This is a genomic window from Bradyrhizobium sp. USDA 4501, from assembly GCF_054062115.1.
On sequence record NZ_JBSSEX010000001.1, the window covers coordinates 8,858,812 to 8,884,935 of the forward strand.

At 64.6% G+C, this 26,124-nt stretch carries 30 protein-coding genes and 1 pseudogene; 19 read left to right on the forward strand and 12 right to left on the reverse strand.

The window, feature by feature from the left end:
* Positions 1–7: 7 nt before the first annotated feature.
* On the reverse strand, positions 8–199 hold the full coding sequence (locus ACVWZM_RS41350) for a hypothetical protein (RefSeq protein ID WP_141340402.1): 192 nt from the start codon (positions 197–199) through the stop codon (positions 8–10).
* Between the two features lie 249 nt (positions 200–448).
* On the opposite strand from ACVWZM_RS41350, the gene ACVWZM_RS41355 reads away from it, so the two are divergent.
* The 8 genes from ACVWZM_RS41355 to ACVWZM_RS41390 all read left to right on the forward strand — a co-directional run bounded on the left by ACVWZM_RS41355 (position 449) and on the right by ACVWZM_RS41390 (position 5,496).
* Positions 449–598, forward strand: a complete 150-nt coding sequence (locus ACVWZM_RS41355) for a hypothetical protein (RefSeq protein WP_167350391.1) — start codon at positions 449–451, stop codon at positions 596–598.
* 219 nt (positions 599–817) lie between these two features.
* Positions 818–1,033 carry a hypothetical protein gene (locus ACVWZM_RS41360; RefSeq protein WP_057018490.1) on the forward strand — a complete coding sequence of 72 codons (216 nt, stop codon included), beginning with the start codon at positions 818–820 and terminating at the stop codon, positions 1,031–1,033.
* 128 nt (positions 1,034–1,161) lie between these two features.
* Positions 1,162–1,419, forward strand: coding sequence for a hypothetical protein (locus ACVWZM_RS41365; protein WP_057018491.1), 258 nt, complete (start codon positions 1,162–1,164; stop codon positions 1,417–1,419).
* Between the two features lie 69 nt (positions 1,420–1,488).
* A protein-coding gene (locus tag ACVWZM_RS41370; RefSeq protein ID WP_139481326.1) for an IS5 family transposase occupies positions 1,489–2,252 on the forward strand; the annotation gives its coding sequence in 2 pieces (ribosomal slippage) (positions 1,489–1,824 and positions 1,827–2,252; 762 coding nt in all).
* A 181-nt stretch (positions 2,253–2,433) separates the two neighbouring features.
* A complete protein-coding gene (locus tag ACVWZM_RS41375) occupies positions 2,434–3,723 on the forward strand; it encodes a hemolysin family protein (protein ID WP_057018492.1) in 1,290 nt (429 codons plus the stop codon).
* A gap of 121 nt (positions 3,724–3,844) precedes the next feature.
* Positions 3,845–4,444: a formyltransferase family protein gene (locus ACVWZM_RS41380; protein ID WP_018271570.1), complete on the forward strand. Its 600-nt coding sequence runs from the start codon at positions 3,845–3,847 to the stop codon at positions 4,442–4,444.
* Between the two features lie 193 nt (positions 4,445–4,637).
* Entirely contained in the window at positions 4,638–4,997 is a 360-nt protein-coding gene (locus ACVWZM_RS41385; RefSeq protein ID WP_076828571.1) for a hypothetical protein, read from the forward strand.
* The gene (locus ACVWZM_RS41390; RefSeq protein ID WP_076828573.1) at positions 4,942–5,496 is read left to right on the forward strand and encodes a hypothetical protein; all 555 of its coding nucleotides are present in this window, start codon (positions 4,942–4,944) and stop codon (positions 5,494–5,496) included. The genes ACVWZM_RS41385 and ACVWZM_RS41390 overlap by 56 nt, the downstream gene beginning before the upstream one ends.
* Positions 5,497–5,566: 70 nt before the next feature.
* On the opposite strand, the gene ACVWZM_RS41395 is transcribed toward ACVWZM_RS41390, so the two are convergent.
* The gene (locus tag ACVWZM_RS41395) at positions 5,567–5,965 is read right to left on the reverse strand and encodes a RidA family protein (RefSeq protein WP_057018605.1); all 399 of its coding nucleotides are present in this window, start codon (positions 5,963–5,965) and stop codon (positions 5,567–5,569) included.
* 231 nt (positions 5,966–6,196) lie between these two features.
* On the opposite strand from ACVWZM_RS41395, the gene ACVWZM_RS41400 reads away from it, so the two are divergent.
* Entirely contained in the window at positions 6,197–7,072 is an 876-nt protein-coding gene (locus ACVWZM_RS41400; RefSeq protein ID WP_057018494.1) for a DMT family transporter, read from the forward strand.
* 80 nt (positions 7,073–7,152) lie between these two features.
* Here ACVWZM_RS41400 and ACVWZM_RS41405 read toward each other — a convergent pair whose 3' ends face one another.
* Together ACVWZM_RS41405 and cysK are read right to left on the reverse strand one after the other, a co-directional pair.
* Positions 7,153–7,392, reverse strand: coding sequence for a BrnA antitoxin family protein (locus tag ACVWZM_RS41405; RefSeq protein WP_050400483.1), 240 nt, complete (start codon positions 7,390–7,392; stop codon positions 7,153–7,155).
* An 18-nt stretch (positions 7,393–7,410) separates the two neighbouring features.
* Positions 7,411–8,385 (reverse strand): cysteine synthase A, encoded by a 975-nt coding sequence (gene cysK, locus ACVWZM_RS41410; protein WP_076828575.1) that lies wholly within the window; start codon positions 8,383–8,385, stop codon positions 7,411–7,413.
* Positions 8,386–8,609: 224 nt separating this feature from the next.
* On the opposite strand from cysK, the gene ACVWZM_RS41415 reads away from it, so the two are divergent.
* Positions 8,610–8,825 carry a hypothetical protein gene (locus tag ACVWZM_RS41415; RefSeq protein WP_028332087.1) on the forward strand — a complete coding sequence of 72 codons (216 nt, stop codon included), beginning with the start codon at positions 8,610–8,612 and terminating at the stop codon, positions 8,823–8,825.
* A 9-nt stretch (positions 8,826–8,834) separates the two neighbouring features.
* Here ACVWZM_RS41415 and tgt read toward each other — a convergent pair whose 3' ends face one another.
* Positions 8,835–9,968 carry a tRNA guanosine(34) transglycosylase Tgt gene (tgt, locus tag ACVWZM_RS41420; protein ID WP_456856138.1) on the reverse strand — a complete coding sequence of 378 codons (1,134 nt, stop codon included), beginning with the start codon at positions 9,966–9,968 and terminating at the stop codon, positions 8,835–8,837.
* A gap of 248 nt (positions 9,969–10,216) precedes the next feature.
* Between tgt and ACVWZM_RS41425 the strand changes: the two genes are divergently transcribed.
* The 4 genes from ACVWZM_RS41425 to ACVWZM_RS41440 all read left to right on the forward strand — a co-directional run bounded on the left by ACVWZM_RS41425 (position 10,217) and on the right by ACVWZM_RS41440 (position 14,367).
* Positions 10,217–11,350, forward strand: a complete 1,134-nt coding sequence (locus ACVWZM_RS41425) for a patatin-like phospholipase family protein (RefSeq protein ID WP_057018497.1) — start codon at positions 10,217–10,219, stop codon at positions 11,348–11,350.
* A gap of 96 nt (positions 11,351–11,446) precedes the next feature.
* A complete protein-coding gene (locus ACVWZM_RS41430; protein ID WP_057018498.1) occupies positions 11,447–12,205 on the forward strand; it encodes a TetR/AcrR family transcriptional regulator in 759 nt (252 codons plus the stop codon).
* Positions 12,206–12,467: 262 nt separating this feature from the next.
* Complete coding sequence (locus ACVWZM_RS41435; protein WP_057018499.1) at positions 12,468–13,085, forward strand: PepSY domain-containing protein; 618 nt, start codon at positions 12,468–12,470, stop codon at positions 13,083–13,085.
* 244 nt (positions 13,086–13,329) lie between these two features.
* Complete coding sequence (locus tag ACVWZM_RS41440; RefSeq protein ID WP_057018500.1) at positions 13,330–14,367, forward strand: aspartate-semialdehyde dehydrogenase; 1,038 nt, start codon at positions 13,330–13,332, stop codon at positions 14,365–14,367.
* A gap of 167 nt (positions 14,368–14,534) precedes the next feature.
* On the opposite strand, the gene queA is transcribed toward ACVWZM_RS41440, so the two are convergent.
* From queA to coaD, 5 genes are all read right to left on the reverse strand, one after another.
* Positions 14,535–15,611, reverse strand: a complete 1,077-nt coding sequence (queA, locus tag ACVWZM_RS41445; RefSeq protein ID WP_057018501.1) for a tRNA preQ1(34) S-adenosylmethionine ribosyltransferase-isomerase QueA — start codon at positions 15,609–15,611, stop codon at positions 14,535–14,537.
* Positions 15,612–15,725: 114 nt separating this feature from the next.
* Positions 15,726–16,190 carry a peptidylprolyl isomerase gene (locus ACVWZM_RS41450; protein ID WP_016846097.1) on the reverse strand — a complete coding sequence of 155 codons (465 nt, stop codon included), beginning with the start codon at positions 16,188–16,190 and terminating at the stop codon, positions 15,726–15,728.
* Positions 16,166–16,603, reverse strand: a complete 438-nt coding sequence (locus ACVWZM_RS41455) for a hypothetical protein (RefSeq protein WP_057018502.1) — start codon at positions 16,601–16,603, stop codon at positions 16,166–16,168. Before ACVWZM_RS41455 ends, ACVWZM_RS41450 begins: the two co-directional genes overlap by 25 nt.
* 5 nt (positions 16,604–16,608) lie before the next feature.
* Positions 16,609–17,172: a peptidylprolyl isomerase gene (locus tag ACVWZM_RS41460; RefSeq protein WP_057018503.1), complete on the reverse strand. Its 564-nt coding sequence runs from the start codon at positions 17,170–17,172 to the stop codon at positions 16,609–16,611.
* Between the two features lie 45 nt (positions 17,173–17,217).
* Positions 17,218–17,715, reverse strand: coding sequence for a pantetheine-phosphate adenylyltransferase (coaD, locus tag ACVWZM_RS41465; protein WP_057018504.1), 498 nt, complete (start codon positions 17,713–17,715; stop codon positions 17,218–17,220).
* A 267-nt stretch (positions 17,716–17,982) separates the two neighbouring features.
* On the opposite strand from coaD, the gene ACVWZM_RS41470 reads away from it, so the two are divergent.
* From ACVWZM_RS41470 to ACVWZM_RS41490, 5 genes and pseudogenes are all read left to right on the forward strand, one after another.
* The gene (locus ACVWZM_RS41470; protein ID WP_057018505.1) at positions 17,983–18,240 is read left to right on the forward strand and encodes a hypothetical protein; all 258 of its coding nucleotides are present in this window, start codon (positions 17,983–17,985) and stop codon (positions 18,238–18,240) included.
* 167 nt (positions 18,241–18,407) lie between these two features.
* Positions 18,408–20,306, forward strand: coding sequence for a potassium transporter Kup (locus ACVWZM_RS41475; RefSeq protein ID WP_057018606.1), 1,899 nt, complete (start codon positions 18,408–18,410; stop codon positions 20,304–20,306).
* Between the two features lie 21 nt (positions 20,307–20,327).
* A complete protein-coding gene (locus ACVWZM_RS41480; RefSeq protein WP_456856141.1) occupies positions 20,328–20,606 on the forward strand; it encodes a hypothetical protein in 279 nt (92 codons plus the stop codon).
* Between the two features lie 208 nt (positions 20,607–20,814).
* Positions 20,815–21,039, forward strand: a pseudogene (locus ACVWZM_RS41485) (phosphotransferase family protein); the annotation flags it as partial.
* 68 nt (positions 21,040–21,107) lie between these two features.
* Positions 21,108–21,266, forward strand: a complete 159-nt coding sequence (locus ACVWZM_RS41490; RefSeq protein WP_456856884.1) for a hypothetical protein — start codon at positions 21,108–21,110, stop codon at positions 21,264–21,266.
* 70 nt (positions 21,267–21,336) lie between these two features.
* Here the strand turns inward: ACVWZM_RS41490 and ACVWZM_RS41495 are convergent, their stop codons facing one another.
* A complete protein-coding gene (locus tag ACVWZM_RS41495) occupies positions 21,337–23,112 on the reverse strand; it encodes an adenylate/guanylate cyclase domain-containing protein (protein ID WP_456856143.1) in 1,776 nt (591 codons plus the stop codon).
* 159 nt (positions 23,113–23,271) lie between these two features.
* Positions 23,272–25,998, reverse strand: a complete 2,727-nt coding sequence (gyrA, locus tag ACVWZM_RS41500) for a DNA gyrase subunit A (RefSeq protein ID WP_456856144.1) — start codon at positions 25,996–25,998, stop codon at positions 23,272–23,274.
* Positions 25,999–26,124 lie beyond the last annotated feature (126 nt).

A 26,124-nucleotide genomic window follows, 5' to 3' on the forward strand; every position in this document is an offset into this window, starting at 1 on the left:
GTGAGGTCTATTCGGGGCGCGGCGGGACAGGCCGCCGTGGCGGAACAGCGGGCCGCGGCGGCGATAGGGTGCGCGGTGGTTCGGCCGCGCGCGACGGTTCGAGCACGCGGTTAAATCGGACGATCCACCAGGCCAGCCGCCCGTAGCTGCGGCGCAGCGCCGATCCAAATCCCTCGTCGATGTCCTGGTCACGATCCATACCCCTATCAATAACGTGCATCCTTGAAGGAACGGTGAGCGCCATCACGTGCCGCGCCGGCAATCGTTAGGAAGCTGGCAACTATTTCGCGCAAGCCTCGGTTGACGGCGTGGGCGCCGTAATCTCCCGGATTGCGTGCGAGAGACATTGCGCCGCAGCATCGCCGTGCCGGTGCGACTCGCATTTTGTTGATCGAATTTTCCGCGGCGCGCCGCGACACAAGGACATTAGACGACGAGGGCTACGCCCATGCTTTCTGAAAAATTCTTTTTGGTGCTCGAGACATTGCTCAACGGCCAGACCCATTCTGACGGAAGCCCCCGCGTGGTGAGCACCGCGCCCCACATCCCGGTCGAGCTTCCGCGCGAAGGCCAGCCGAAACGCAGCCCTTCCCGCTAGGCCGCTTGCTGGCGGCAGGTGGTCGCCAAGGCCGGGCTGGAGTTTCAGTCGCCGCGGCCACGTTGCTGCGGAATGCTGATTGCGACGTTTGCCTCCGCCAGTTGGCCCGTCGTGACGCACGAAGCCATTTGGCCGGAGTGGCCCCTCCGCTCGTGATCCAGCTCATAGTTGGTGAAGCCGAGCCACGCTACACCGCTCCGGTAACGACGTGGTGCCGCCGTGGACGATAAGACCGACAGCAAGACCGATTTCGGAAGCATCGCCGTCGCAATCTGCGTCGCCGCCTACATCGCGATCATGCTGGCCTATCTCGCCCAATACGATCTCGGACTGACCGCCGCGCGGACGCGTCATCTCTCGATGCTCGCAGCGCTGTTCCTCGCGCTGCCGGTCGCGCTGGATTTGCTGCGCACCGGGCCCAGCGACGCTCGCTGACGCGGGCACGAACACGCCTGCAGCCTTCGATCTCCCCTGCGGCAAACGCGCCTGCGCAACATTGCGCTAGGTGAAGCGACGCGAATCAGCGTTACTTTGCAACTGATCGCTTCGTGGGATTTGGCGGCATGACCCAGCCCGACGTGTTTGATCAGAAGGTTCTGGATCAGAACATTCGCGAACTGCAGGAATGGCTGCGCAAGGCCTGGCAGCAACTCGCGGACCCCTCGCTCACCGCCTTCTCCCGCCGCGAATTGCGCAACCAGATGAAGCAATGCAACGCCGACTTGCGCGTGCAACTGCAAGCCGCCTCCAAACGAATGCTGATGCAGCCCGCCTCATCGGGCAGGAGGTTCGCCAAGCCGGCGCTGCGGATCCTCGCCTAGGTGGTGTGGACTCTAAGGATTCCCTTTTAGGCGCAAATCAGATTCAAGGCTGCTTTTGGGGAGGCCGCCTTGGGTGTGATGGACCGCTTGGTATTGAGCGACGCGACATGGGAGCGGATGGCGCCGCTGATCATCGGCCGGCCTGACCAGAAGGGTTCGACCGGACGGGACAACCGGATGTTTGTGGAGGGCGTACTTTGGATCGTGCGCACTGGCTCTCCCTGGCGTGATCTTCCGGAGGTGTTTGGAGACTGGAACAGCGTGTTTCGGCGCTTCAGTCGATGGAGCATCAAGGGGGTCTGGTGGCGCATATTCGAAGCGATGTCCGGTGATCCGGACTTCGAGTATCTGATCGTCGACTCCACCATCGTCCGGGCGCACCAGCACGCCGCTGGGGCGAAAAAAGGGGGTCTGAAGATCAGGCGATCGGTCGCTCGCGCGGTGGCCTGAGCACCAAGATACATATGGCCGTTCGCGGCCTGGGATGTCCCGTACGGTTCAAGCTCACCGCAGGTCAGAAGAGCGACGTACCGCAAGCCGCCGAATTGATCGAGGGATTACCTGCCCAGGTCGTCATGGCGGATACGGCTTATGACGCCGATCACTTGCGCCAGGCGATCGCTGCCAAAGGCGCGCTCGCCGTCATCCCCAACAACCCGTCACGTGCGCTCAAATATCCGCTGGACAAGCACCTCTATGCCCAGCGTCATCTCGTCGAATGCTGCTTCTCAAAACTCAAGCAGTTCCGCCGCGTCGCAACCCGCTTCGAAAAGACCGCCCGAAATTACCTGGCCGTCGTTACTCTCGCAGCCATCGTCTTATGGATGCGATAAATGTCCACACCACCTAGGGTATGATGCCAGCGCGCCAAAATGCCGCGATCTCCTGCAGCATGCTGGCCATACGCACCCTCTGCTTGTGCAGGGACGCCCGACAAGGCACAGCAAAACCGCTCCGGTATGCCTATATTGGGCGTCGTGTAGCGGCCGACGCCGCCAATGTTTAGGGACTCCCGTGTTATATCTGGAACTTGCGATCGTGGCGGTCTTGATCGTCGTCAACGGTCTGTTGTCGATGTCGGAGCTCGCGATCGTTTCCTCGCGTCCGGGGCGTCTTGCGGCGCTGGTCGAACGAGGCGTCAGCGGTTCGCGCCGCGCCCTTGCACTGGCCTCCGATCCCGGCAAGTTCCTCTCTACGGTGCAGATCGGCATCACGCTGATCGGCGTGCTGTCGGGCGCCTTCTCGGGCGCAACGCTCGGCCAACGTTTGACGCAATGGCTGCTTGAGCTCGGCGTGTCCCCAAGTGTCGCCGACGCGGTCGGCGTCGGCCTCGTCGTCGGCGTGATCACCTATGCCTCGCTGATCGTCGGCGAGCTGGTGCCGAAGCAGATCGCATTGCGCGATCCCGAGTCGATCGCGGTCAAGGTCGCTCCGGCCATGACCATGATGGCGCGGCTGTCGCTGCCGCTGGTGTGGCTGCTCGACCGTTCCGGCAAGTTGCTGCTGTGGGTGCTCGGCCATCGCGAGGATGCACAGGACCGCGTCAGCGAGGACGAGATCAAGACGCTGGTGGTGGAGGCCGAGAACGCCGGTGTGCTCGAGCCCGGCGAAAAGGAGATGATCGCCGGCGTGATGCGGCTCGGCGATCTGCCGGTCGGCGCCGTGATGACGCCGCGCCACGAGGTCAGCCTGATCGACCTCGCCGCTCCCGCGGCCGAGATCCTGGCGACGCTGCAAAAGAGCAGTCACTCGCGCTGCGTGGTGTTCGACGGCAACCGCGACCATGCGCTCGGCATCGTGCAGGCCAAGGATGTGCTCGATGTCTACCTCGCGGGCCAGACGCCCGACATCCGCGCGCTGACGCGCGATGCGCCGATCATTCCGGAGACCGTCGACGCCCGCGACGTGGTCGCGATCCTGCGCGACTCCAGAGTGCATATCGGCCTCGTCCACGACGAGTACGGCACCTTCCAGGGTGTCGTCACCAGCGCCGACATCCTCGAGGCCATCGTCGGTGCCTTCCACACCGAGGAAGGACCGGCCGAGCCTGCCTATGTCCGGCGCGCCGACGGCTCCTATCTGATCTCCGGTTGGATGCCGGCGCTGGAATTCAGCGAGCTGCTCGGCATCACGCTGCCATCGCCGCGGCCCTACCAGACCGCGGCCGGCTTCCTGCTGCATGAATTCGGCGCGATCCCCGATGTCGGCGCGAAAACCGCCGCGCAGGGCTGGGAATTCGAGATCGTCGACCTCGACGGCCGGCGCATCGACAAGGTTTTGGCCAGCAAGCAGCCGGCGGCCTGACATTTGCCACCCGGCCGTCCTGTTGATAAGGGGCAAGACAGCGAAACAGGCCGCCGCGGTGTGCTATCGGCATAGCGGCGGCCCGAGCAATCCCCGAGTAAACCCCACGGAATAGATCCCCATGCGCATTACCCTTGTCGGTTCCCGCCATTTCGGCGTGACGACCCTGAACATGCTGCGCGAACACCACGTCACGCTGGTCAGGGTGGTCGTCCATGACGGCGAGGACCGGCTGGCGGCAGCGGCCAGGGCGGCCGGCATCGAAGTCGTTGTCCAGGCTGATCCCAAGCTGGTGACGGCCGCCGAGATCGCGCCGGACACCGACCTGATCGTGACCGCCCACAGCCATGCCCGGGTCAGCAGGGAGGCGCTTGCCGCGTCCCGGCTCGGCGGCATCGGATACCACCCGTCGCTGCTGCCGCGCCACCGTGGCATCGCCGCGGTGGAGTGGACCATCAAGGAAGGCGATCCGATCGCCGGCGGCAGCATCTATCACCTCGCCGACCGCATGGACGCCGGCGCGATCGCCGCGCAGGACTGGGTGTTCGTCAAGAAAGGCGAGACCGCCCGCGAGCTGTGGGAGCGCGCGCTGGCGCCGCTCGGTTTGCGTCTGCTCGCCCAGGTCATCGACTATGGCAAGGTCAACGGCTCGCTGCCGGCCAAGGTCCAGGATGAGCAGTTTGCGACCAAGGCGCCGAATTTGAGCCCCGGCAAACACTAACCCGAGCTAGGGTATATGAATACCTCGTTCGGAAAAGCCATGCCCAGATTTTCCGTTCCTGATCCGGAACCGAATTCACCATGATGTGTTTGAGTTCATAGGAACATTTGGGGACTCCCGCGACGCAGCAAATTTTGAACACATTGTGACAGGATAAGCCGCGTCATCACACGAAATTACAGGGATTTGATTCATGCGTTCGATCCGCATTCGCGACCTGATTTTGGTCACTTCGGTCGCTTCGGCTGCTGCCCTCACCGCTGCTCCCGTGTCCGCTCAGCAGCCTTATGACGGGCTTTGGAACGTCACCGTCGTCACCAAGACCGGCAGCTGCGAACCGTCGCAGAGCTCGACCGTGACCGTCGCTGAAGGAAAGATCTCGGCACAGGGCGCGGCGATCTCCGGCACCGTCGGCAGCGGGGGACTTGTGCGAGTCTCGATCAATGGTGCATATGCGAACGGACAACTCAGTGGCAACTCCGGATCGGGGAAGTGGAATGGGGCATCAGCTGGCGTACCATGCAGCGGCCGATGGGAAGCATCCCGTCAGTAAGATCACCAGCCTATCAAGTTTCTTTGCCATCGCGCGGCGGCCAGCATTTGCAGCCGCCGCGTTTTTCGTGACCGCACTCGCAAGTACCACGGGCCATGCCCAGTCCGGCCCGTTCGCCGGCATGGCGGGCACCTGGTCGGGCGCCGGCTCGGTCACGCTGGACGACGGCTCCAGCGAGCGCATCCGCTGCCGGGCGACGTATCACGTCGGCGGGCCCCGGATGACCATGAGCCTCACCTGCGCCAGCGACGCTTACAAGTTCAACCTAGCGGCCGATGTGCAGGCCGAAGGCAGCGTGGTCAGCGGCAATTGGAGCGAGTCCAGCCGCAATGTCAGCGGCTCGTTGCAGGGTCGCGGCGGCGGCGGCAACTTCCAGGTCGTTGCCAGCGCTCCCGGCTTCAACGCCGATATCTCGATGCGCACCACCGGCAACAAGCAGGCCGTTACCATCAGGGCTGACAGCCAGTTCCGCGGCGCCAGCATCACGCTGTCGAAGTAATCGATCCGAACTCCAACCTGAAAAGCCCTCGAGTCATCCCCGAGGGCTTTTTGTTTACGCCCCAGCGGTGCTATGCCGCAGGCACGAATGCGGTGACCTCGATCTCGACCTTGGCGCGCTGATCGACCAGCCCGTCGATATAGAGCAAGGTGGACGGCGGGAAATTGCGCCCGAGCGTCTCCTTCCACGCCGCGCCGATACCGGCGCCCGCGGCCTCATATTCGCTGCGGCTGGTCAGGTACCAGGTCAGGCGGACGATGTGCTCGGGGCCAGCACCGGCCTCATTCAACAGCTTGATGATGCGCTTCAACGCGGTGCCGACCTGGGCGGCCATCTCGGGGGCGTAGTCGCCCTTCTCGTCGCCGCCGGTCTGCCCCGCCAGCACGATCCACTTGCCGGGCGCGTCGAACGCGACACCGTGCGAGAAGCCGCGGGGTTTCGACCATTCGGCCGGTTGCAAGACGCGCATGAGCAGATCCTCCTTTTTGGCGTTCGTCATTCCGGGATGGCTCGCAGAGCCAGACCCGGAATCTCGAGATCCCGGGTTCGCCCGTTTCACGTGCGCCCCGGGATGACAGCGTAGTCGATGCTGCTTAGCAGAGATCGCGTGGGTGACGCATCACCGCGCAGACGGAATTGCGCGTTGCAAATTCATGGCAGCTCGCCGATACCGGGCACCCCTCCTCCGCCGTTCCCCGTCATGGATCGCACGCCCTCAAAGACCCGCGCAGCATTGTGGATGTCCGGCTGGCTCGCGCTGATGCTGATCGTGGCGGTGGCCGGCCGCGAGGCGACGCGCGAGGTCAACGTCTTCCAGCTGATGGCCGTGCGCGGCGTGCTCGGCTTCGCGATGCTCTATCCGCTGATCCACATGAATGGCGGGTTTGCGATCGTGAAGACGGCACGGGTGCACGTCCATATCGTGCGCAACCTGATTCATTTCTGCGCGCAGCTCGGCTGGTTCTTTGCGCTGACATTGATCCCGATCGGCCAGGTGGTCGCGATCGAGTTCACGATGCCGATCTGGACCGCGATCCTTGCTGCGAGCTTTCTCGGCGAGCGGATGACGCTGTGGAAGATCGTCGCGATGGTGCTTGGGCTGGTCGGCGTGTTCGTGATCGTGCGGCCGGCGGCCGGCGCGATCAATCCGGGCCAGCTGATCGCGCTCGCCGCGGCGGTCGGCTTCGGCATCTCGGTCGCCGTGGTCAAGTCGCTGACGCGGACCGAGCAGACGCTGACGATCATGTTCTGGATGCTGGTGGTGCAATCGCTCGCGAGCATCGGGCCTGCGCTCTATGTCTGGACCTGGCCGCCGCTCTCGACCTGGGGCTGGCTCGCCGTGATCGCGTTCTGCGGCACGTTCTCGCACTATTGCATGGCACGCGCCCTGCTCCACGCCGACGCGACTGTCGTGATCCCGATGGATTTCGTCCGCGTGCCGCTGACGGCGATCGCCGGTTGGCTGATCTATGCCGAAAGGCTCGATGTTTACACGGTGCTCGGCGCGGCCATGATCCTGGCCGGCAACCTCATGAACCTGAAACCGACCGCAAGGAAGCCGGCGCGCGCGAGGTGACGCTCGCGCCGCAGCCAGCGCGGCCGCGCCCGCCAGCCAAAGCCCGGGGATCGTCCCGGGCCTCCCGGTTTCGAAAGGTGTTACTTTCCGGCAGCCTTGCGCAGCGCCGCGTTGATGCGGTCCTGCCAGCCGGGGCCGCCCTCCTGGAAATACTCCAGCACGTCCTGATCGATCCGCAGCGTGACCTGCTCGCGGACGCCGGGGACAGCGACGGTCTTTGGCACCGCGTCCGCGACCTTGGTGGTGGCGCGCTTGAACGCCGCCTCGGCTTCGCTGCGCGCATCGTTCAGGGTTCGCGGTCGCCTCGGCTGGTCAGCCATATGCTGGATTCCTGTGTGTCAGATTCCTTCAAACAGTACCGTAGAGAGATAGCGCTCCGAGAATGACGGCACAATCGCCAGAATGGTTTTGCCGGCCGCTTCCGGCCGCTTGCCGATCTGCAAGGCGGCAGCGATCGCGGCACCCGACGAGATACCGCCGGGGATGCCTTCGTTGCGCGCCAGCTCGCGCGCGGTCTCGATCGCGGTCGCGCTATTGACCTTGACGATCTCGTCGATCACGGAGCGGTCGAGGATGTCAGGGATGAAGCCCGCGCCGATGCCCTGGATCTTGTGCGGCGTATGCTGGCCACCCGACAGCACCGGGCTCTCTTCCGGCTCCACCGCGACGACACGCAATGATGGCTTGCGCGGCTTCAGCACCTGGCCAACGCCCGTGATGGTGCCGCCGGTGCCAACGCCGGCAACGAAGTAATCGATGTTGCCGCCGGTGTCGTTCCAGATCTCCTCGGCGGTGGTGCGGCGATGGATCTCGGGATTGGCGAGGTTCTTGAACTGCTGCGGCATGACAGCGTTGGGCGTCGTGCGCACCAATTCCTCCGCGGTCGCGATCGAGCCTTTCATGCCCTGCGCGGCCGGGGTCAGCACAATCTCCGCGCCGAGAAAGGCCAGCATCCGCCGCCGTTCGATCGACATCGATTCCGGCATGACGAGCTTGAGCCGATAGCCGCGCGAGGCCGCGACATAGGCAAGCGCAATCCCGGTGTTGCCCGAGGTCGGCTCGATCAGCACGGTGTCGGCGTTGATGATGCCGGCCTTCTCCATTGCCACGATCATCGCCGCGCCGATGCGGTCTTTCACGCTGGCTGCCGGATTGAAGTATTCCAGCTTGGCGAGGATCGTCGCGTTGACGCCAGCCGCCTGCGGCAATCTGCGCAGCCGCACGATCGGCGTAGAGCCGATCGCATCGACGATGGAGTCAAAGACGCGGCCGCGTCCGGGTTGCACTGCACTCGTTGTCGACGGCGCGTCCATCAAGCGGCTCCTGTAGCGGATGTGCTGGGAATATGCGGTCTTGTCTCATTAGAAGCAGCGCACCATGGCACGCAAGTGAGAAACCGCCGCAACGCGAATTCGTTGCATCGCAAAATAGAACCTGCGCAAATAACGTAAAAGCTACGCATTTGTGTTGCGACAAGGTCAAACAAATGGGTTTATATACTTTCGTCAGGTGCAGCTCAGAACGCAAAGGAGGTCACATGCCAGCTCTCGCTGAAGTTCTGTCGACCACAGCGTCCAGGCCCGATCCGCGCGGCTGCGATTTGCCGACCTGTCCGGTGTGTGCGGACTCCATGGTGGCGGCGGAAGCCTCCGCGTACCTGTTCGACAATTTGATCAGCTATCTCTGGACCTGCGACAACTGCGGTTACGGGTTCGTTACCAAACACGCGGTGAAACCGATCGTGTGCAACTGATCACACAGCTCATCTTGGAGCGATGTCACCGCGCGCCCAACCGGCGCGCGTTTTCGTTCTGAAGTCCTCGAACGTGCCGTTCGCCACCGCATCGCGGATGCCCTGCATCAGCTGCTGGTAGTAGGCGACGTTGATTTCGGACAGCAGCATTGCCCCAAGTGTTTCGCCTGATCGAACCAGGTGATGCAGATAGGCACGCGAATAGCCACTCGCCGCCGGCCACGGGCTCTCTTCATCGAGCGGGCGCGGATCGTCGACGTGCCGGGCGTTGCGCAAATTGATCTGCCCGAAGCGGGTGAACGCCATGCCGTGGCGTCCGTTCCGTGTCGGCATCACACAGTCGAACATGTCGACGCCGCGCGCTACCGCCTCGAGGATGTCCTCCGGCGTGCCGACGCCCATCAGATAACGCGGCCGATCGACCGGGAGCGCCGGCGCGGTCTCCTCGATCATTGCCAGCATCACCGCCTGCGGCTCGCCGACCGCGAGGCCTCCGATCGCATAACCGTGAAAGCCGATGTCGGTCAGCCCGCGCGCGCTGGCGTGCCGCAGATCCGGCACGTCGCCGCCCTGCACGATGCCGAACAGCATGTAGCCGTCAGGCGCCGCCTCAAACGCGCGCTTGGAGCGTTCAGCCCAGCGCAGCGACAACTGCATCGCGCGCTCGATGTCGGCGCGCTCCGCCGGCAGCCGGACGCATTCGTCCATCTGCATGGCGATATCGGACCCGAGCAGCCGCTGCACCTCAATCGAGCGCTCCGGCGACAGCTCGACCTTGGTGCCGTCGATATGCGAGCGGAAGGTCACGGCCTTCTCGGTCACCTTACGCAGCTCCGACAGCGACATCACCTGGAAGCCGCCGGAATCCGTCAACATCGGGCCGCCCCAGCCGGTGAAGCGCTGCAGGCCGCCAAGCCCGGCAATGCGCTCGGCGCCCGGGCGCAGCATCAGGTGATAGGTGTTGCCGAGCACGATATCGGCGCCCGCATCGCGCACCTCGCGCCAATGCATGCCCTTCATCGCGCCCGCGGTGCCGACCGGCATGAAGGCGGGCGTCCGCACGAGGCCGTGCGGCGTGGTCAGGCGCCCGGTGCGGGCGGCGCCGTCGGTCGCCAGCAGCTCGAAATGATTGGGAAGAGTCATGCGGCTGCTTATTGCGTGTCGCCGGTGCCCGATCAACCCGTCGGATAGCGGCCCTCGCGCGACTTCGTGAACACGGACAACCGGCCGGACGCTTGCCTTGCATCATCAGCCCCGTTAAACAAAACGAAACAGTATCGTTTTATGATGACAATCTGGCAACCGGCTTCCCGCAGCGACGTCGATCCGCGAACGTGACTGGCAGAGATGTCTTACCCCCTAGCGTCCAGCGCGCCGGCGCCGGTCTTCGGATGACGGATGCCCGCGCGATCCGGCAAGCGATCCTGCTGTGCGGCCTCGCCTTGGCGCTTTCGGCCTGCAGCTCGCTGCCGCGGATGCCCTACACGGCCGCCGACGCCGCCAATTCGCGGGTGCTCGACCTCGACGGGCTGCGCCGCTATGCCGACGAGCCGGCGTCAAAATTCAAGCTCGAGAAGAGCGACCTCGCCCCGATCAAGACCTACCTCGCCCTCTCCGGCGGCGGCGCCGACGGGGCTTATGGCGTGGGCGTCCTCAACGGCTGGACCGCGGCCGGCAACCGCCCGGCCTTTTCGGTTGTCTCCGGCGTCAGCACCGGCGGACTGATTGCGCCCTTTGCCTTCCTTGGCCCGCGCTACGACGACACGCTGAAGGAGGTCTACACCTCGGGCATCGCGGAAAGCCTGCTGCAGGATCCGAGCCTGATGCGGGTGCTGTTCGGCTCCGGGCTGTTCGGCAACAAGCGGCTGCGCGAACTGGTGGCGCGTTACGTCGGTCAGGACATCCTGAGCGAGGTGGCGCGCGAAAACGCCAAGGGCCGAAAGCTCCTGATCGTCACCACCGATCTCGACACCCAGCGCACGGTGATCTGGGACATGGGGCGAATCGCCGCTGTCGGAACGCCCGAGGCGCTGCAGTTGTTTCGCGACGTGATGGCCGCCTCCGCCAGCATCCCGCTGGTGTTTCCGCCGATCATGATCGACGCCGAAGGCCAGGGCCGCCGGTTCCAGGAGATGCATGTCGACGGCGGCGTGACCGCGCCGGTGCTGACATTGCCGGATGCGCTGCTGTTCCGCGAGCGCGGCTGGCCCGCCAACAGCCGCATGAACATCTACATCCTCGTCAACAAGAAGCTCGAGGGCAACTTCGAGCTGGTCTCGAACTCGACGATCGAGGTCGCCTCCCGCAGCATTTCCGCGATCACGCAAGCGCAGACACGCTCCGTGATCCTCTCGACCTATGACTTCGCCCGGCGCAACCGGCTGGGTTTCCATCTGTCCTACATCGAGCGCGACTATCCGGCTCCGGAATCGCAGGGCTTCGACACCGCCTATATGCGCGCGCTGTACCAGTACGGATACGACAAGGCCGCCGCTGGGCAGGCCTGGACTGCGACGCCCCCTTAAGCGGCCTGCTCCTGGTACCGCCGAATGGACGAATCCGCACGGCGCGGGTTATAGACCGGACAGACCCGTCCGATGCACAACGAGATGAATGGGCAAATGGGATTGACGGCAACCAAGGCCAAGGCGGCCAAGCGCGGCGTGATCAAGTCACGCGGCGGCCGGCCGACGCGGGACGCTGCGATCGAGCGCGACCAGCGGCTGATCGAGGTCGCCACCCGCCTGTTCCTCGAGCGCGGCTTCGATGCGACGTCGATCGACGCGGTGGCCGAGGCCGCCCGCGTCAGCAAGCCCACGGTCTATGGTCAGTATGGCGACAAGCGGGGCCTGTTCGCCGCGGTGCTCCGCCGCGAGATCGCCCGCTGGCTTGCCCCGCTCGCCGCCGCGGCGGCCGAAGCGCAGGCCGGCGGCAACTGCGACGGTTCGGTCGAGGAACGGCTGACCGAGCTCGGACGCCAGCTATTGGTGCTGAATTGCAGCGCCGACTCCATCGCTTTCAGCCGGATCCTGACCGCGCAGGCAATTAATTTCCCCGAGGTCGCCAAGCTTGCCGTCGACGAGGGCTGGTCGAAAGCGGTGTCCACCACGGCGGATTTCTTCGACCATCTGGTCGATAAAGGCGTTCTCGATCTCGAGGACACCACAATCGCCGCCGAGACATTTCTCAACATGGTGGTCGGCCACACCCACCGGATGGCAACATTCGGAATTCCGATCGACATGAAGACCGCCGAGACCCGGATGGAAGTCTCGATCCGGCTGTTTCTCGCCGGCGCCGCCGGGCCGCAGGACCGGCTTCGCGATGCGGCCAAAGAGGCGATCAAGGAAGCGACGAAGGCGCGCCGCCCGGCCCGCTGACAGTTTTAGGATCGTTGCATCGCCTCACACGTTGTCGTGATGAGCCTTGAAGGAAACAGAACGAAACCGTATTGTTTAGTTGCAATGAGACGCGAAACCCAAGTTCAGCCCCCCAACGGTTTCGTGTCGCCTTGTCACTTCGATCGTCAGGACGGAGCTGCCGCCATCGCTCCGTCTGAACGTTCGGCGGCCGACCTCTGACTAACAAAGGTCGGCCGCACTTTCTCTGCCCGGGCGGCGGTTCGACGCGACGGATGCGACCATGACGACGGGACGATTACACGCACTGCGGCATTGGGCATTCGGCACGCGGCTGCTGGCAACCGCGCTCATTGCCCTGCCCTTCGCGACGCCGGCGCACGCGATCACGAGCTCAACGGCTGCAGCGCTTACCCCGCAGGATAACGACACCGCGCTCGATGCGCACACGGTTCGCCGCGAGCTCGACAGCTTCCAGGCGGCCCAGATCTCGCTGCGCAAGGCGATGGCGATTGCGGAGGCGCTGCATTCCGGTTCGATAACCGCCGACATCAGCTTCGACGGCGCGTCGGAGCCTGCGGTCTACCGGGTCAAGACCATGCAGCAGGACCGCATCTGGCGGCACGCCATTGACGCGGCGACCGGCGAAGTGGTGGGTGGCGAGGCCGCCGCGCCGCTGAAGTCGCTCGGCACCGAAGACCGTGACAACCTCGCCGTGCTGAGGGCGCTCCGGCATCGCCTCGCCGACGCCGTGCGGGTGGCCGAGCGCACGACCTCCGGAAAGGCGATCAGCGGTGGCCTGATGCGCGAACGCGGCAAGCTCAATTTCGTTATCGTCGTGCTCGCCGGCAGCGACCTGAAAGAGGTGATCCTCGAACCGCCCGGCGCGCGCAGGCGCTGAGGCCGGCGCGGCACTCGCCAAGTTTTCTCTCGCCAAGTTTTCGCCCAAAAGCCGTTGACGGACGCCGATCTGTCCCGCATAAGTCCGCTCCATGATCACCGCGACCAAACGCACCAGCAAAACCACCAAGCCCTCCGGGGCCTCGGGAGGCGTGCGCGCGTAGTCGGTCGAACCGCATCATCTCTACCCGAAGCCCCGCCTGATGAAGGTCCGGGGCTTTTTTGTTGCCTGAAATACAACTCGAATGGAGGACAAAGTGAGTAACGATCCCGTCGTCGCGATTGTCGGCGTCACCGGTGCCGTCGGCGCCGAATTCATCGCCACCATGGACAAGCGCGGCTTCCGCGTCGGCAAGCTGAAGGCGCTGGCGAGCGCCCGCTCGGCCGGCAAGACCATCAGCTTCCGCGGCAAGCCGATCGTGATCGAGGAACTGACCGAGCGCGCCTTCGAGGGCGTCGACATCGCGCTGTTCTCGGCCGGCAGCGGCATCTCCAGGAAGTTCGCGCCGCTTGCGGTGAAGTCCGGCGCCGTCGTGGTCGACAATTCCTCGGCGTTCCGGATGGATCCGAACGTGCCGCTGGTGATCCCCGAGATCAACGCCAACCGCATCCGCGACCACAAGGGCATTATCGCCAACCCGAACTGCGCCGCCATCACCGCGCTGGTGCCGCTGTGGCCGATCCACCAGAAGAACCGCATCAAGCGCGTGATCATCTCGACCTACCAGGCCGCGAGCGGCGCCGGCGCAGCTGCGATGGAGGAGCTCGTCGAGTCCACCCGCGCCAATCTCAACGGACAGGTCTACACCCCGAAGGTGATGCCGCACCCCTACGCCTTCAACCTGTTCAACCACAACACGGCGATCGATCCGGAGACCGGCTACAACGACGAGGAGACCAAGGTCATCAAGGAGACCCACAAGATCTTCGAGGACGAGAAGATCGCGGTCGGCGTTACCTGCGTGCGGGTGCCTGTGCTGCGCGCGCATTGCGAGTCGATCACCTTCGAATGCGAGAAGCCGATCACCGAGGACCAGGTGCGCGCGATGATGGCGCAGGCGCCGGGCGTCAAGGTCGTCGACGATCGCGCCAAGAACTACTTCCCGATGCCGATCGACGCCTCCGGCCAGGACGACGTGCTGGTCGGCCGCATCCGCAAGGATCTCAGCGACCCCAGCGGTCACTCGATCTCGATGTTCGTCGCGGCCGATCAGCTGCTCAAGGGCGCCGCCCTCAACGCGGTGCAGATCGCCGAGCTGCTGCCCGAACGCGCGATGGCGTGAATGCAAGAACCGTCATCCCCGCGCAATGGCGCAGCCATTGTCGCTGGAGGAGCCCGCGCGGCGGGCGTCTCGAAGGATGCATCGGCCCCAGTCGGGCCGTCGCCCTTCGAGGGCCGCTGAAGAAGCGGCCGCCTCAGGGTGACGGTGAAGCAACCGTGCTTGCGGAGCTAGCCTCGCGCGCGAAACAGCAAACACGCATCGCCATACGAATAGAACCGGTAGCCGTCCCTGATCGCATGCGCGTAGGCGCCCTGCATCGTCTCGAGGCCGGAGAAGGCCGAGACCAGCATGAACAGCGTCGAGCGCGGCAGATGGAAGTTGGTCAGCAAAATATCGACCGCGCGGAAGCGGTAGCCCGGCGTGATGAAGATCGAGGTTTCCGCCGCAAACGGCTCGATAGTGCCGTCGGCACTGGCGGCACTTTCCAGCAGGCGCAGCGACGTGGTGCCGATCGCGACGATCCGGCCGCCTTTTGCGCGCGCGGCATTCAAGGCGGAAGCGGTCTCGGCGGTGATGCAGCCCCACTCGGCATGCATCTTGTGCTCCGAGGTCTCCTCGGTCTTCACCGGCAGGAAGGTCCCTGCCCCGACATGCAGCGTCAGGCGGTGCAGCTCGACACCGCGGCTCTTCAGCGCGGCCTCCAAGGCCGGCGTGAAATGCAGCCCCGCCGTGGGCGCTGCGACCGCGCCCTCATTGGCGGCGAACATGGTCTGGTAGTCGCTGACGTCCTTCTCGTCAGGCGTGCGCTTGGAAGCGATGTAGGGTGGCAGCGGCGTGGCGCCGACATCGGCGATCGCCTGGTCGAGCATCGGACCATGGAACGAGAATGACAGCGTCACCTCGCCCTCCTGCCCCTTGGCCTCGACCTCTGCATCGAGATTGCCGAGCAGGCACACCCTGCCCTCATTGCCGAAGCGGATGGTGTCGCCGGGGCTGAGCTTCTTCGCCGGCTTCACCAGCGCCTGCCAGCGTGAGCCGTCGAGCCGCTTGATCAAGGTCGCCTCGATCTTCGGTTCGGTGTCGCGCCCGATGCGGCGGCCCTTGAGTTGCGCCGCGATCACCTTGGTGTCGTTGACGACGATCTGATCACCCGGCTCCAGCCACTGCGGCAGGTCGGCGATCGCGGCGTCGCGCAGCACGCCGTCCGGATGCACCACCAGCATCCGCGCGGCATCGCGCGGGCTCGCGGGGCGAAGCGCGATGCTTTCCGGGGGCAGTTCGAAGTCGAAGAGGTCGGTGCGCATGGCGGTGACTAATACTTCAGCGCCGTCATTCCGGGGCACGCGAAGCGTGAACCCGGAATCTCGAGATTCCGGGTTCGATGCTGCGCATCGCCCCGGAATGACGGAGTGTTTGACTTACGCCGCGTCGGCGGCCATGCGCGCCTTGACGATCTTGTCCGGATCCTTCACCGGCTCGCCGCGCTTGATCTTGTCGACGTTCTCCATGCCCTCGGTGACCTTGCCCCAGACGGTGTACTGGCCGTTGAGGAACGAGGCGTCGTCGAAGCAGATGAAGAACTGGCTGTCGCCGGAATCCGGATTGGCGGCGCGGGCCATCGAGGCGGTGCCGCGGACATGCGGCTCCTTGTTGAATTCGGCCTTCAGCTTCTTGCCGGAGCCGCCCATGCCGGTGCCCTGCGGGCAGCCGGTCTGCGCCATGAAGCCGTCGATCACGCGGTGGAATACGATGCCGTCGTAGAAGCCCTCGCGCACCAGCTCCTTGATCCGCGCGACGTGGCCGGGCGCGAGATCCGGGCGCATCTCGATCGTGACCGGGCCCTGGGTGGTTTCGAGGATCAGAGTATTTTCGGTAGCAGCCATGCTCGCTTCTCCTGGCTTCGGGGTGGATACTTCTTATTCCTGAACGGGATCGCGAATGGGCGGCCGGCGACTGCGCCGCCCAGGCTCTCGGTAAATGGCAACGGCGTGCAGCGTTGCAACGTCTCCATCACCGCGATCCGGTATGCAATCCGGTCGTTGTCGGTCGCCTCCTGCGATTCATAGCTGATCCTGGGATGCCCGAGGATCGCGCCCTCGCGGTTGAAGCTGACAATGACGGTGATGTCGATCGGGCCGGCCTTGTCTGCCGGCGGCGGCCGCCAGCAGCGGTGGATGGCAAGAACAACGTCCTTGATCGTATTGAGTTGCTCCGGCTCGGCCTGCACCGGTGCGGTCAGCGTCAGGCAAACCAGCGGCGCGGCGAACCAGGCGAGTGGTTTGCAGCGCGCCGCCATGCGGATCACTTGATGTCGGATGCGACCTGCACCTTCACCATCTTGTCGGGATCGGTGACGGCTCCGCCAGGAGAGCCCGCAGACGCCTTCTTCAGCTTGTCGACCACGTCCATGCCCTGCACCACCTCGCCGATCACGGTGTACTGGCCATTCAGGCTCGGCCCGTCGGCGAACATGATGAAGAACTGCGAATTGGCGCTGTCGACGCTGTCGCCGCGCCGGGCCATGCCGACGATGCCGCGCTTGAACGGGACCTGGGAGAATTCCTGCTTCAGGTTCGGATATTTCGAGCCCCCGGTGCCGTTGAAGTTCTGGCCGTCGCCGGTCTGCGCCATGAAGCCGTCCATTACGCGATGGAACGGCACGTTGTTGTAGAAGCCCTCGCGCGCCAGCTGCTTGATGCGCTCGGCATGCTTGGGCGCGATATCGGTGCGCAGCTTGATGACGATGCGGCCCTTGGTGGTGTCGATCACGATCGCATCGGCCTTGTCGGGATTGGCCGGCAGCGGCTGCGCGACCGCGGGCATGACGCAGAGCAGCGCAGCAACGAATGCAAGAATGCGGATCATGGCAACTCCGGAGCTTTAACGTTGGGGTGTGGCAGGCCGCCGGGATCAGCCGGCGAACTTGGCCTTCAGGCTAGCTGCGACTGATGACGGCACGAATGAAGAGAAGTCGCCGCCCATCTGGGCGATTTGGCGCACCAGTGTGGCGGTGATCGGGCGGACCGCAACCGACGCCGGAACGAACACGGTATGCACCTCGGGCGCCATGGCCTCGTTCATGCCGGCAAGCTGCATCTCGTAATCGAGATCGGTGCCGTCGCGCAGGCCGCGAATCATCAGCGTGGCCTTGGCCGCGCGGGCCGCCGCGACCGTGAGATTGTCATAGGTCGCGCTCTCGAAGGCGCAGCCTGCCTGCTGGGCGATGGGGCCGAACACCTCATGGACCATGGCCAGCCGTTCCTCGGTGGAAAACAGCGGCTTCTTGCCGGGATGGACGCCAATGGCGACGATCAGGCGGTCGCAGAGGAAGACGGCCTGTTTCACCACGTCCAGATGGCCGTTGGTGACGGGATCGAAGGAGCCAGGATAGATCGCGATACGGGACATGGTCCCTCCTAACCCGCCCGGCTCTCCCCGGCAAGCCGCCCGGGTTCCATTGCTTGCTCGAAACAAATTTCCAGTCGTCCAGTGAACGAGTCCTGGGATGCCAGCGTCTACGGGGGTGAATGTTTCGTCGGCCGTTGGCGGACGAAACAAAACCGGCCCGCGACGAAACCATTTCCCGCGGTGGCGAAGACACCAGGAAACTTGCTGCCGGTAGACATTGGACAACGAAACGACGGGCCCGGGCGGCCCGATCAACTGGGGACCGTCATGATCAAGGCACTTTCCGCCATCGCTGTTGCCGCGTTCATTGCCGCCGCGCTCACCGTGCTGCCGGGCTTTGCGCCGCAGGTCGAAGCCTCCACCCCGCAGCCGCTGGCCAAGAGCGACCGTCTCGACGTCCACCCGGTCGGCAAGGACTGCTCGCAGCAGGCCTGGCCGAATTTCGAGGCCGCGTGCCTGCGCAGCGCCGGCAACAAGACAGTGGTTCGTGAAGCCCGCCTGGTCACCGCCGACCGTACCCCGTAGCCCGTAGTCGAGCGACGTCCCTCGTCAGCCTGGCGTAAGGTCAGGCCGTCACACAAAACCCAATGGTAATTTGCGACGTCCCGTCGCAGACTATCGTCTAAGGCGCCCGGCCGGATGACCCGGCGCGCGCAAGACACCGGGGGATTGCCGTGACGAGTACGCCCGCCATCGTTTCTTCTGGCCACCCCCCGTCCAGTCCGATCCCGGTTGCCGTCACGCTCGGTGCCCTCGGCGTCGTCTATGGCGACATCGGCACCAGCCCCCTCTACGCCCTGAAGGAAGCCGCCAAGGCCGCCACCCATGGCGGTCCGCTCACCGAGAGCGCGGTGCTCGGCGTGGTCTCGCTGATCCTGTGGGCGCTGATTCTGATCATCTCGATCAAATACGCGATGCTGATCCTGCGCGCCGACAACCGCGGCGAAGGCGGCATCGTCGCGCTCTTGGCGCTGCTCTCGGCGCGCAACGCGGCGCCCGGCACCTGGCGCGCCCATCTTCTGGTGGTCGGCCTGATCGGCGCCGCCCTGCTCTATGGCGACGGCGCCATCACCCCGGCCATCTCGGTGCTGTCGGCGATCGAGGGCCTCAAGGTCGACGCGCCCTCGCTGACCCCTGCGGTGGTGCCGATCACCGTCGTGATCCTGATCGGCCTGTTCATGATGCAGAAGCAGGGCACCGGCTTCATCGGGAGGATCTTCGGCCCGGTGATGCTGTTCTGGTTCGCCGTGCTGGCAGCGCTCGGCATTCACGGCATCGTCAAGGCGCCCGGCGTGCTGGTTGCGCTGAGCCCGCTTTATGCATTCGATTTCCTGATCCATCAGGATTTCCACGTCAGCTTCGCCATCCTTGGCGCCGCCTTCCTCGCGGTGACCGGCGGTGAGGCGATGTATGCCGACATGGGGCATTTCGGCCGCTTTCCGATCCGGCTCGCCTGGTTCGCCGTCTGCCTGCCCGCTCTGGTGCTGAACTATTTCGGCCAGGCCGCGCTGTTGATCACCGACCCGACCGCGATCGAAAATCCGTTCTTCCAGTTGTCGCCGGACTGGTCGCATTACCCGCTCGTCCTGCTCGCGACGATCGCCACCGTGATTGCCTCGCAGGCCATCATCTCGGGTGTGTTCTCGCTGACCCAGCAATCGATCCAGCTCGGCTTCCTGCCGCGCATGCACATCGAGCACACCACGAGCGATGCCATCGGGCAGATCTACGTGCCGCTGGTGAACTGGCTGCTCGCCGCGGGGACACTCGGCGCGGTGCTCGCCTTCGGCACCTCGGACGCGCTCGCCGGCGCCTACGGCATCGCAGTGTCGCTGTTGATGGCGATCACCACGCTGCTTGCAGCGCTGGTCGCGATCCAGTGGGGCTATTCGCCGATCATCGTGATCGCCGTGAACGGCTTTTTCTTCATCATCGACGCGATCTTCTTTGCGGCGAACTCGACCAAGCTGTTCGAAGGCGGCTGGTTCCCGCTGCTGCTCGCCGCCGCGGTGGCCTTCCTGATGCTGACCTGGCGCGGCGGCGTGAAACTGGTCGAGACGGCGCGCAGCAAGCTGCGTCAGCCGGAAGAAGATCTGATCGAAACCGCGGTCAACAAGTGCCACAGCCGGCTGCCGGGCACCGCCATATTCCTCGCCTCCGCCCCTAACGGCGTGCCGCTTGCCTTGACCCAGTTCGTCAAGCACAACCACGTGCTGCACCAGCGCGTGCTGCTGGTCACCGTACAGATCGAGGAATCCCCCCGCATCCCGGACGAGGATCGCGTGGTGGTTCACGACGTCACCCCGGGCATCATCCGCGTCATCCTGCGTTACGGCTTCATGCAATATCCCACCGTTTACGAAGGGCTAAAGCTCGCCTGTCGTCAGGGCAAACTGCCCGGTCTGCGTCTGACCGATGTGACCTACTACATCGGCCGCGAGACCATCATCCCGCGGGAAGACATTCCGGGCATGTGGGTATGGCGGGAATCGCTGTTCGCGTTCCTGCAGCGCAACGCCGAACGGTCGGCGGCGTTCTTCGGCGTGCCGACCGGACAGGTCGTGGAATTCGGGACGGAGATCGAGATCTAGTCCCACAGCCCGGATGCGGACATGTCAGACGATCCGCCTCTTCAGCTGAAGCCGCGGCTGGCGATTTCGATCGACCAGGCTCAGGCGATCATCGATCGGGTTGCGCCAGGCGCGCGCGTGGCAGGCATCACCGAGCTGCGCGGCGGCGAGATCAGCACGATCCTCGAGATCACCCGGGCGGACGCGCCAAGCTGCATCCTCAAGGTCTACCCCGCCCAGCTGCAATGGAAGATGGCGAAGGAGGTCTATGTCCTCGGTCTTCTGCGCGACGCCGGCATTGCCATTCCCGCATCCTCGTAGCTGATGACAGCCGCGCGCTGATCGACTTCAATTTTTGTGCTGATGAGCAAGCTCGACGGCGTCGTGCTCGGCAACCGCGAGGCGGCGCTGACGGATCAGGAGCTGCTTTCGATCTACGCTCCGCCGTATCAATGGCATCACGCTCGACAGCTTCGGCTATATCGGCCCGCACGGCGTCTGGACGTCGTACCCGACCAACCGCGCCTACATGTCCGCGCAGTTCGAGCGGAAGCTGACCGAGTTTTGCACGCGCGGCGGGGACGAAGCGCTGGCCGCGCGGCTGCGGGCCAGCATCCTGGCGCGCAGTGTCCTGCTCGACGCAGCCGACACGCCCCGCCTCTGCCACTATGACTTCCACGCCGGCAACGTGCTGGTGACACCGGAGGGGCAGCCGCGTCTCACCGGCATCGTCGATTTCGAGAATGCCACCGCCGGCGATCCGCTGATGGACATCGCCAAGGCGCTCTATTACTTCACGCCGACGCGCCGAATCGCGACGGATTGCTCGCGGGCCACGGCACGAGCGACCGGCCGGACTGGGAGGCCACGATCGCGCTCTACCGGCTGGCCTCGACGCTCGAGCTCTGGTGCTGGTTCGCGCAGATCGGCCGGATGGACGCCCTTCCCGGGCTCACGCGCGAACTGGAAAGCGCCATCTAGGCCGCGCCCCCACAAACACAGAGCCCGCGGTGCTCCCGATGGCCGCCTCGTCGGCGCCCGCGGGCATAATTCATTCGGGCAATCCCGCCTTCCGAAGCCCCTCGATCAACAGCTGCGCGTTTGGGTACCCGCCCCTGGCGATCATTGCGGAAATTGTAAAGGCGGGATCGAGCTGAAGCAGGAGCGCCGCCGCCTCGCGCGCCTCCGCGTCGCGTCCGAGATGAGCGAACGCGGACGCGAGACAACGGTAGGCCAGCGAATAGGAGGCATTCTGGCGCCGGCATTTATTCGCTGCGGCAATGGCCTCGTCAAAGCGGCGAAGCTCGATGAAGGCCATCCCCATCCCAACAAACGTGATGGGTAGCCGCGGGTCTAACGGGCTCAGGCGGATGGCGCGTTCAAAACTCCGGACCGCTTCATCGGGAAGCCCGGCAACTCTGTAGACGCTGCCTCTGGCGGTCCATGCGCGATATGAATTCGGATTGAGAGCGACCGCCCGGTCGGCCAATTCGATCTCACTCTCACAATCGCCGACCATGTACGCCGAGGTGAGGGAAACCCAGGCTAATGTTTCCGCATCGCCATCGTCGATGCTCAATGCCAGGCGAAGCAGCCGGACCGCTTCCTTGCGGTCAAATTGAGGATCGACGGCATGCCCCCAAAGGATGTTCTGCATGTGGGCGAGACCTGCCAGAGCGGCGACAAAGCCGAACCGGGGGTCAAGCTCCAAAGCACGATGCGCCAGCCTGATCGCCTCGGCCAACCCGTCGGCGGTCATCAGGTAATGCTGCTGCATGGCGCGGAGATAGAAATCATAGGCGGTGAGGTTCTCTGGTCGCCGTGCCGACAGGCCGATTTCGATCTGCAGCAATTTTGGTTGAATGGCCGAGACGACGGCGACGGTCACCTCGTCCTGGAGAGCGAATATGTCCGTCAGGTCACGCTCGAACCTGTCTGCCCAGATGTGCGTTCCGGTCACCGCATCGATCAACTGCCCGGTGATGCGAACCTTCCCCGCGGCCTTGCGCACAGACCCCTCAAGGACATAGCGGACGCCGAGCCTGCGGCCGACCTCCTTGATATCGACGGCCCGGCCCTTGAAGGTAAAACTCGAATTTCGGGCGATCACAAACAGCCATTTGAAGCGCGACAGCGCCGTGATGATTTCCTCGACCATTCCGTCCGCGAAGTATTCCTGCTCGGGGTCGCCGCTCATATTCTCGAACGGCAGCACGGCGATCGACGGCTTGTCAGGGAGCGCCAGAGCTTGCACGCTGTCGACCGGCGGCTCGATCGGCGCCCCCTCAGGATGGCCCGCGTTTATCCTCAATCGCCACGCGCGCATCGGCTCAGCAATGTTCTTCAGGTTCTGCGAGCCCATGTCCTCGAACACGGCATCGACCTTGCCGCGGATTTGACGTTGCGCATCGTCCGAGATGCAGATTCCGCCGGGCTCCGCGATCCCTTCAAGGCGGGCGGCGATATTGACGCCGTCTCCAAAGATATCGTTTTCATCGACGATGATGTCGCCGACGTGGATGCCAATGCGGAATTCGATCCGCTTGAGTTGCGGCACCGTGGCATTTCGCTCGGCCATTGCGCGCTGGACCTCAATGGCGCAACGCACCGCATCCACGACACTGCCGAACTCGGCGAGCACGCCGTCGCCCGTGTGCTTGACGACCTTGCCACGGTGTTCGCTGATCTTGGGATCAGCGAGTCCACGCAGACACTCCCTCAGCCGGACGTGTGTCCCTTCCTCGTCCAGGCCGGTCAGCCGACTATATCCGGCCACGTCAGCCGCCAGGATAGCTGCAAGCCGCCGCTCAACGCGATGATCGGTCACAACGGCCTCCCGAAATCGGTAGATCCGCCGGACCCCATCAAAGCATAGGGCGTTGCCCTTGGGCTAGGGGCGTACGGCAGGCCCGCCGGATTTCGCGGAGCCTGTCAACGGGCGCGCCTGTTGGCTGCATTCGTGCTGGGGTTCTCCGAAACGGCGGCGCTAGCCGCCGTTGCCGTTCTCGCCGTTTTCCTCTTCAGGGATGTGCTCGACCGAGACCACGTGCTCGTCCTCGGCGGTGTCGAACACGATCACGCCCTGGGTCGAGCGGCCGGCGACGCGGATATCGGCCACCGGGCAGCGGATCAGCTGACCCTTGTCGGTGACCAGCATGATCTGGTCGGCGTCCTCGACCGGGAACGACGCCACCAGGTTGCCGTTCCGGTTGTTGACGCTCATCGCGACGATGCCTTTGCCGCCGCGGCCGGTGGTGCGGTACTCGTAGGACGAGGTCCGCTTGCCATAGCCGTTGACGGAGACGGTCAGCACCACCTGCTCGGCCGCCGACAGTTCGGCATAGCGCTCCTGCGACAGCTGGATCGCATTCGCTGTCTCCTCGCCCTCGGTCTCGACCGGCTCCTCGGTCGCGGCCTCGCCGGCCACGGCGCGGCGCATCTTCAAATAGGCCGAGCGCTCGTCCGAGGTGGTCTCGACATGGCGCAGGATCGCCAGCGAGATCAGCTTGTCGGCCTCGGGCAGCGCAATGCCGCGCACGCCCATCGAGGTGCGGCCGGTGAAGACGCGCACATCGGTGACCGGGAAACGGATGCACTGGCCGCCGGCGGCGGTCAGGAGCACGTCGTCATGCTCGGTGCAGATCTGGACGTCGACGATCGCCTCGCCTTCCCCGAGCTTCATGGCGATGATGCCGGAGCGGCGCACGTCGACGAAGTCGGACAGCTTGTTGCGGCGAACGGTGCCGCCGGTCGTCGCGAACATCACGTCGAGATTGGCCCAGGAGGATTCATCCTCCGGCAGCGGCATGATCGTCGTGATGCGTTCGCCCTGCTCCAGCGGCAGGATGTTGATCAGCGCCTTGCCGCGCGCGTTCGGCGCGGCCATCGGCAGCCGCCAGACCTTCTCCTTGTAGACCTGGCCGCGCGACGAGAAGAACAGCACCGGCGTGTGCGTGGAGGCCACGAACAGGCGCGAGACGAAATCCTCGTCGCGGGTCTGCATGCCGGCGCGGCCCTTGCCGCCGCGGCGCTGCGCCCGATAGGTCGACAGCGGCACGCGCTTGACGTAGCCCGCATGCGACACGGTGACGACCATGTCCTCGCGCTGGATCAGGTCCTCGTCCTCGACCTCGCCTTCCTGCTCGATGATCACGGTCTTGCGCGGGGTGGCGAACTGCTGCTTCACCTCGGCCAGTTCGGTCTTGACGATGCCCTGCACGCGGGCACGCGAACGCAGGATGTCGAGATAGTCGGCGATCTCGGCCGCGAGCTTGTCGAGCTCTTCGGAAATCTCGTCGCGCCCCAGCGCGGTCAAGCGCTGCAGGCGAAGGTCGAGGATGGCCCTGGCCTGCTCCATCGATAGCCGCAGCGTGCCGTCCTCGTTGATGCGATGCCGGGGATCGTCGATCAGCGTGATCATCGCCTCGACGTCGCGTGCCGGCCAGTCGCGTGACATCAGGGCCTCGCGCGCGGTGTTCGGATCGGGCGAGGTCCGGATGACGCGGATGATCTCATCGATGTTGGCGACCGCGATCGCAAGGCCGACCAGGATGTGGGCGCGGTCGCGCGCCTTGCCGAGCAGGAACTTGGTCCGCCGGGTCACCACCTGCTCGCGGAACGCGACGAAGATGGTGAGCAGGTCCTTCAGATTCATCGTCTGCGGACGGCCGGAATCCAGCGCCAGCATGTTGGCCGGGAAATTGGTCTGCAGCGGTGTGAATCGGTAGAGCTGGTTCAGCACCACGTCGGGCACCGCTTCGCGCTTCAGCTCGATGACGACGCGATAGCCGTCACGATCGGACTCGTCGCGCAGGTCCCCGATGCCCTCGATCTTCTTCTCTTTGACGAGATCGGCGATACGCTCGACCATCGTCGCCTTGTTCACCTGATAGGGAATCTCGGTGATGATGATCGCTTCACGGTCCTTGCGGATGGTGTCGATCGTCACCTTGCCGCGCATCACGATCGAGCCGCGGCCGAGGTGGTAGGCGCTGCGAATGCCCTGACGGCCGAGGATGACGCCGCCGGTCGGGAAGTCCGGTCCGGGAATGATGTCGATCAGTTCGTCGATCGTGAGCGCCGGATTGTCGATCAGCGCCACGCAGGCATCGACGACCTCACCGAGATTGTGCGGCGGGATATTGGTCGCCATGCCGACGGCGATGCCGCCGGCGCCATTGACCAGAAGGTTCGGGAACCGGGCCGGCAGAACCGACGGCTCTTTCTCGGAGTTGTCGTAGTTCGGCTGGAAATCGACCGTTTCCATGTCGATGTCGGCCAGCACGGCGAGCGCCGCCCGGGTCAGCCGCGCTTCGGTATATCGATAGGCGGCCGGCGGATCGCCGTCGACCGAACCGAAATTGCCCTGGCCGTCGATCAGCGGCACGCGCAGTGAGAAATCCTGCGCCATGCGGACCATCGCGTCGTAAATCGACTGGTCGCCATGCGGGTGATATTTACCGATCACGTCGCCGACGACGCGGGCGGATTTGACGTATTTCTTGTCCGGCGTATGTCCCTGCTCATGCATCGAATAGAGGATGCGCCGGTGCACCGGCTTGAGCCCGTCGCGCGCATCGGGCAGCGCACGCGACACGATCACGCTCATCGCGTAATCGAGATAGGACTTCTTCATCTCGTCGAGGATGGAAACGGGACGAATATCTGAGGGTCCCGGCGGCTCGCCGGGCTTGTGGTCGTCGTTATCGGACAAAGGGGAAATCCGGTCGGTTCTACTGGGGAATCATATAGCCCATCGGAGGCCTGATAACCACCCTTGCGCGGCTCCGGCAAGCCGTTTTTCCGTTCGTTTTTTCATGCACTTACGGGGGGAGCGCCA

Bases quoted from the DNA above. Each gene is read 5' to 3' on its own strand.
- ACVWZM_RS41350 (WP_141340402.1), bottom strand. From the start codon at position 199: ATGGATCGTGACCAGGACATCGACGAGGGATTTGGATCGGCGCTGCGC.
- ACVWZM_RS41355 (WP_167350391.1), top strand. From the start codon at position 449: ATGCTTTCTGAAAAATTCTTTTTGGTGCTCGAGACATTGCTCAACGGC.
- ACVWZM_RS41365 (WP_057018491.1), top strand. From the start codon at position 1,162: ATGACCCAGCCCGACGTGTTTGATCAGAAGGTTCTGGATCAGAACATT.
- ACVWZM_RS41380 (WP_018271570.1), top strand. From the start codon at position 3,845: ATGCGCATTACCCTTGTCGGTTCCCGCCATTTCGGCGTGACGACCCTG.
- ACVWZM_RS41385 (WP_076828571.1), top strand. From the start codon at position 4,638: ATGCGTTCGATCCGCATTCGCGACCTGATTTTGGTCACTTCGGTCGCT.
- ACVWZM_RS41390 (WP_076828573.1), top strand. From the start codon at position 4,942: ATGGGGCATCAGCTGGCGTACCATGCAGCGGCCGATGGGAAGCATCCC.
- ACVWZM_RS41395 (WP_057018605.1), bottom strand. From the start codon at position 5,965: ATGCGCGTCTTGCAACCGGCCGAATGGTCGAAACCCCGCGGCTTCTCG.
- ACVWZM_RS41400 (WP_057018494.1), top strand. From the start codon at position 6,197: ATGGATCGCACGCCCTCAAAGACCCGCGCAGCATTGTGGATGTCCGGC.
- ACVWZM_RS41405 (WP_050400483.1), bottom strand. From the start codon at position 7,392: ATGGCTGACCAGCCGAGGCGACCGCGAACCCTGAACGATGCGCGCAGC.
- cysK (WP_076828575.1), bottom strand. From the start codon at position 8,385: ATGGACGCGCCGTCGACAACGAGTGCAGTGCAACCCGGACGCGGCCGC.
- ACVWZM_RS41415 (WP_028332087.1), top strand. From the start codon at position 8,610: ATGCCAGCTCTCGCTGAAGTTCTGTCGACCACAGCGTCCAGGCCCGAT.
- tgt (WP_456856138.1), bottom strand. From the start codon at position 9,968: ATGACTCTTCCCAATCATTTCGAGCTGCTGGCGACCGACGGCGCCGCC.
- ACVWZM_RS41425 (WP_057018497.1), top strand. From the start codon at position 10,217: ATGACGGATGCCCGCGCGATCCGGCAAGCGATCCTGCTGTGCGGCCTC.
- ACVWZM_RS41430 (WP_057018498.1), top strand. From the start codon at position 11,447: ATGGGATTGACGGCAACCAAGGCCAAGGCGGCCAAGCGCGGCGTGATC.
- ACVWZM_RS41435 (WP_057018499.1), top strand. From the start codon at position 12,468: ATGACGACGGGACGATTACACGCACTGCGGCATTGGGCATTCGGCACG.
- ACVWZM_RS41440 (WP_057018500.1), top strand. From the start codon at position 13,330: ATGGAGGACAAAGTGAGTAACGATCCCGTCGTCGCGATTGTCGGCGTC.
- queA (WP_057018501.1), bottom strand. From the start codon at position 15,611: ATGCGCACCGACCTCTTCGACTTCGAACTGCCCCCGGAAAGCATCGCG.
- ACVWZM_RS41450 (WP_016846097.1), bottom strand. From the start codon at position 16,190: ATGGCTGCTACCGAAAATACTCTGATCCTCGAAACCACCCAGGGCCCG.
- ACVWZM_RS41455 (WP_057018502.1), bottom strand. From the start codon at position 16,603: ATGGCGGCGCGCTGCAAACCACTCGCCTGGTTCGCCGCGCCGCTGGTT.
- ACVWZM_RS41460 (WP_057018503.1), bottom strand. From the start codon at position 17,172: ATGATCCGCATTCTTGCATTCGTTGCTGCGCTGCTCTGCGTCATGCCC.
- coaD (WP_057018504.1), bottom strand. From the start codon at position 17,715: ATGTCCCGTATCGCGATCTATCCTGGCTCCTTCGATCCCGTCACCAAC.
- ACVWZM_RS41470 (WP_057018505.1), top strand. From the start codon at position 17,983: ATGATCAAGGCACTTTCCGCCATCGCTGTTGCCGCGTTCATTGCCGCC.
- ACVWZM_RS41480 (WP_456856141.1), top strand. From the start codon at position 20,328: ATGTCAGACGATCCGCCTCTTCAGCTGAAGCCGCGGCTGGCGATTTCG.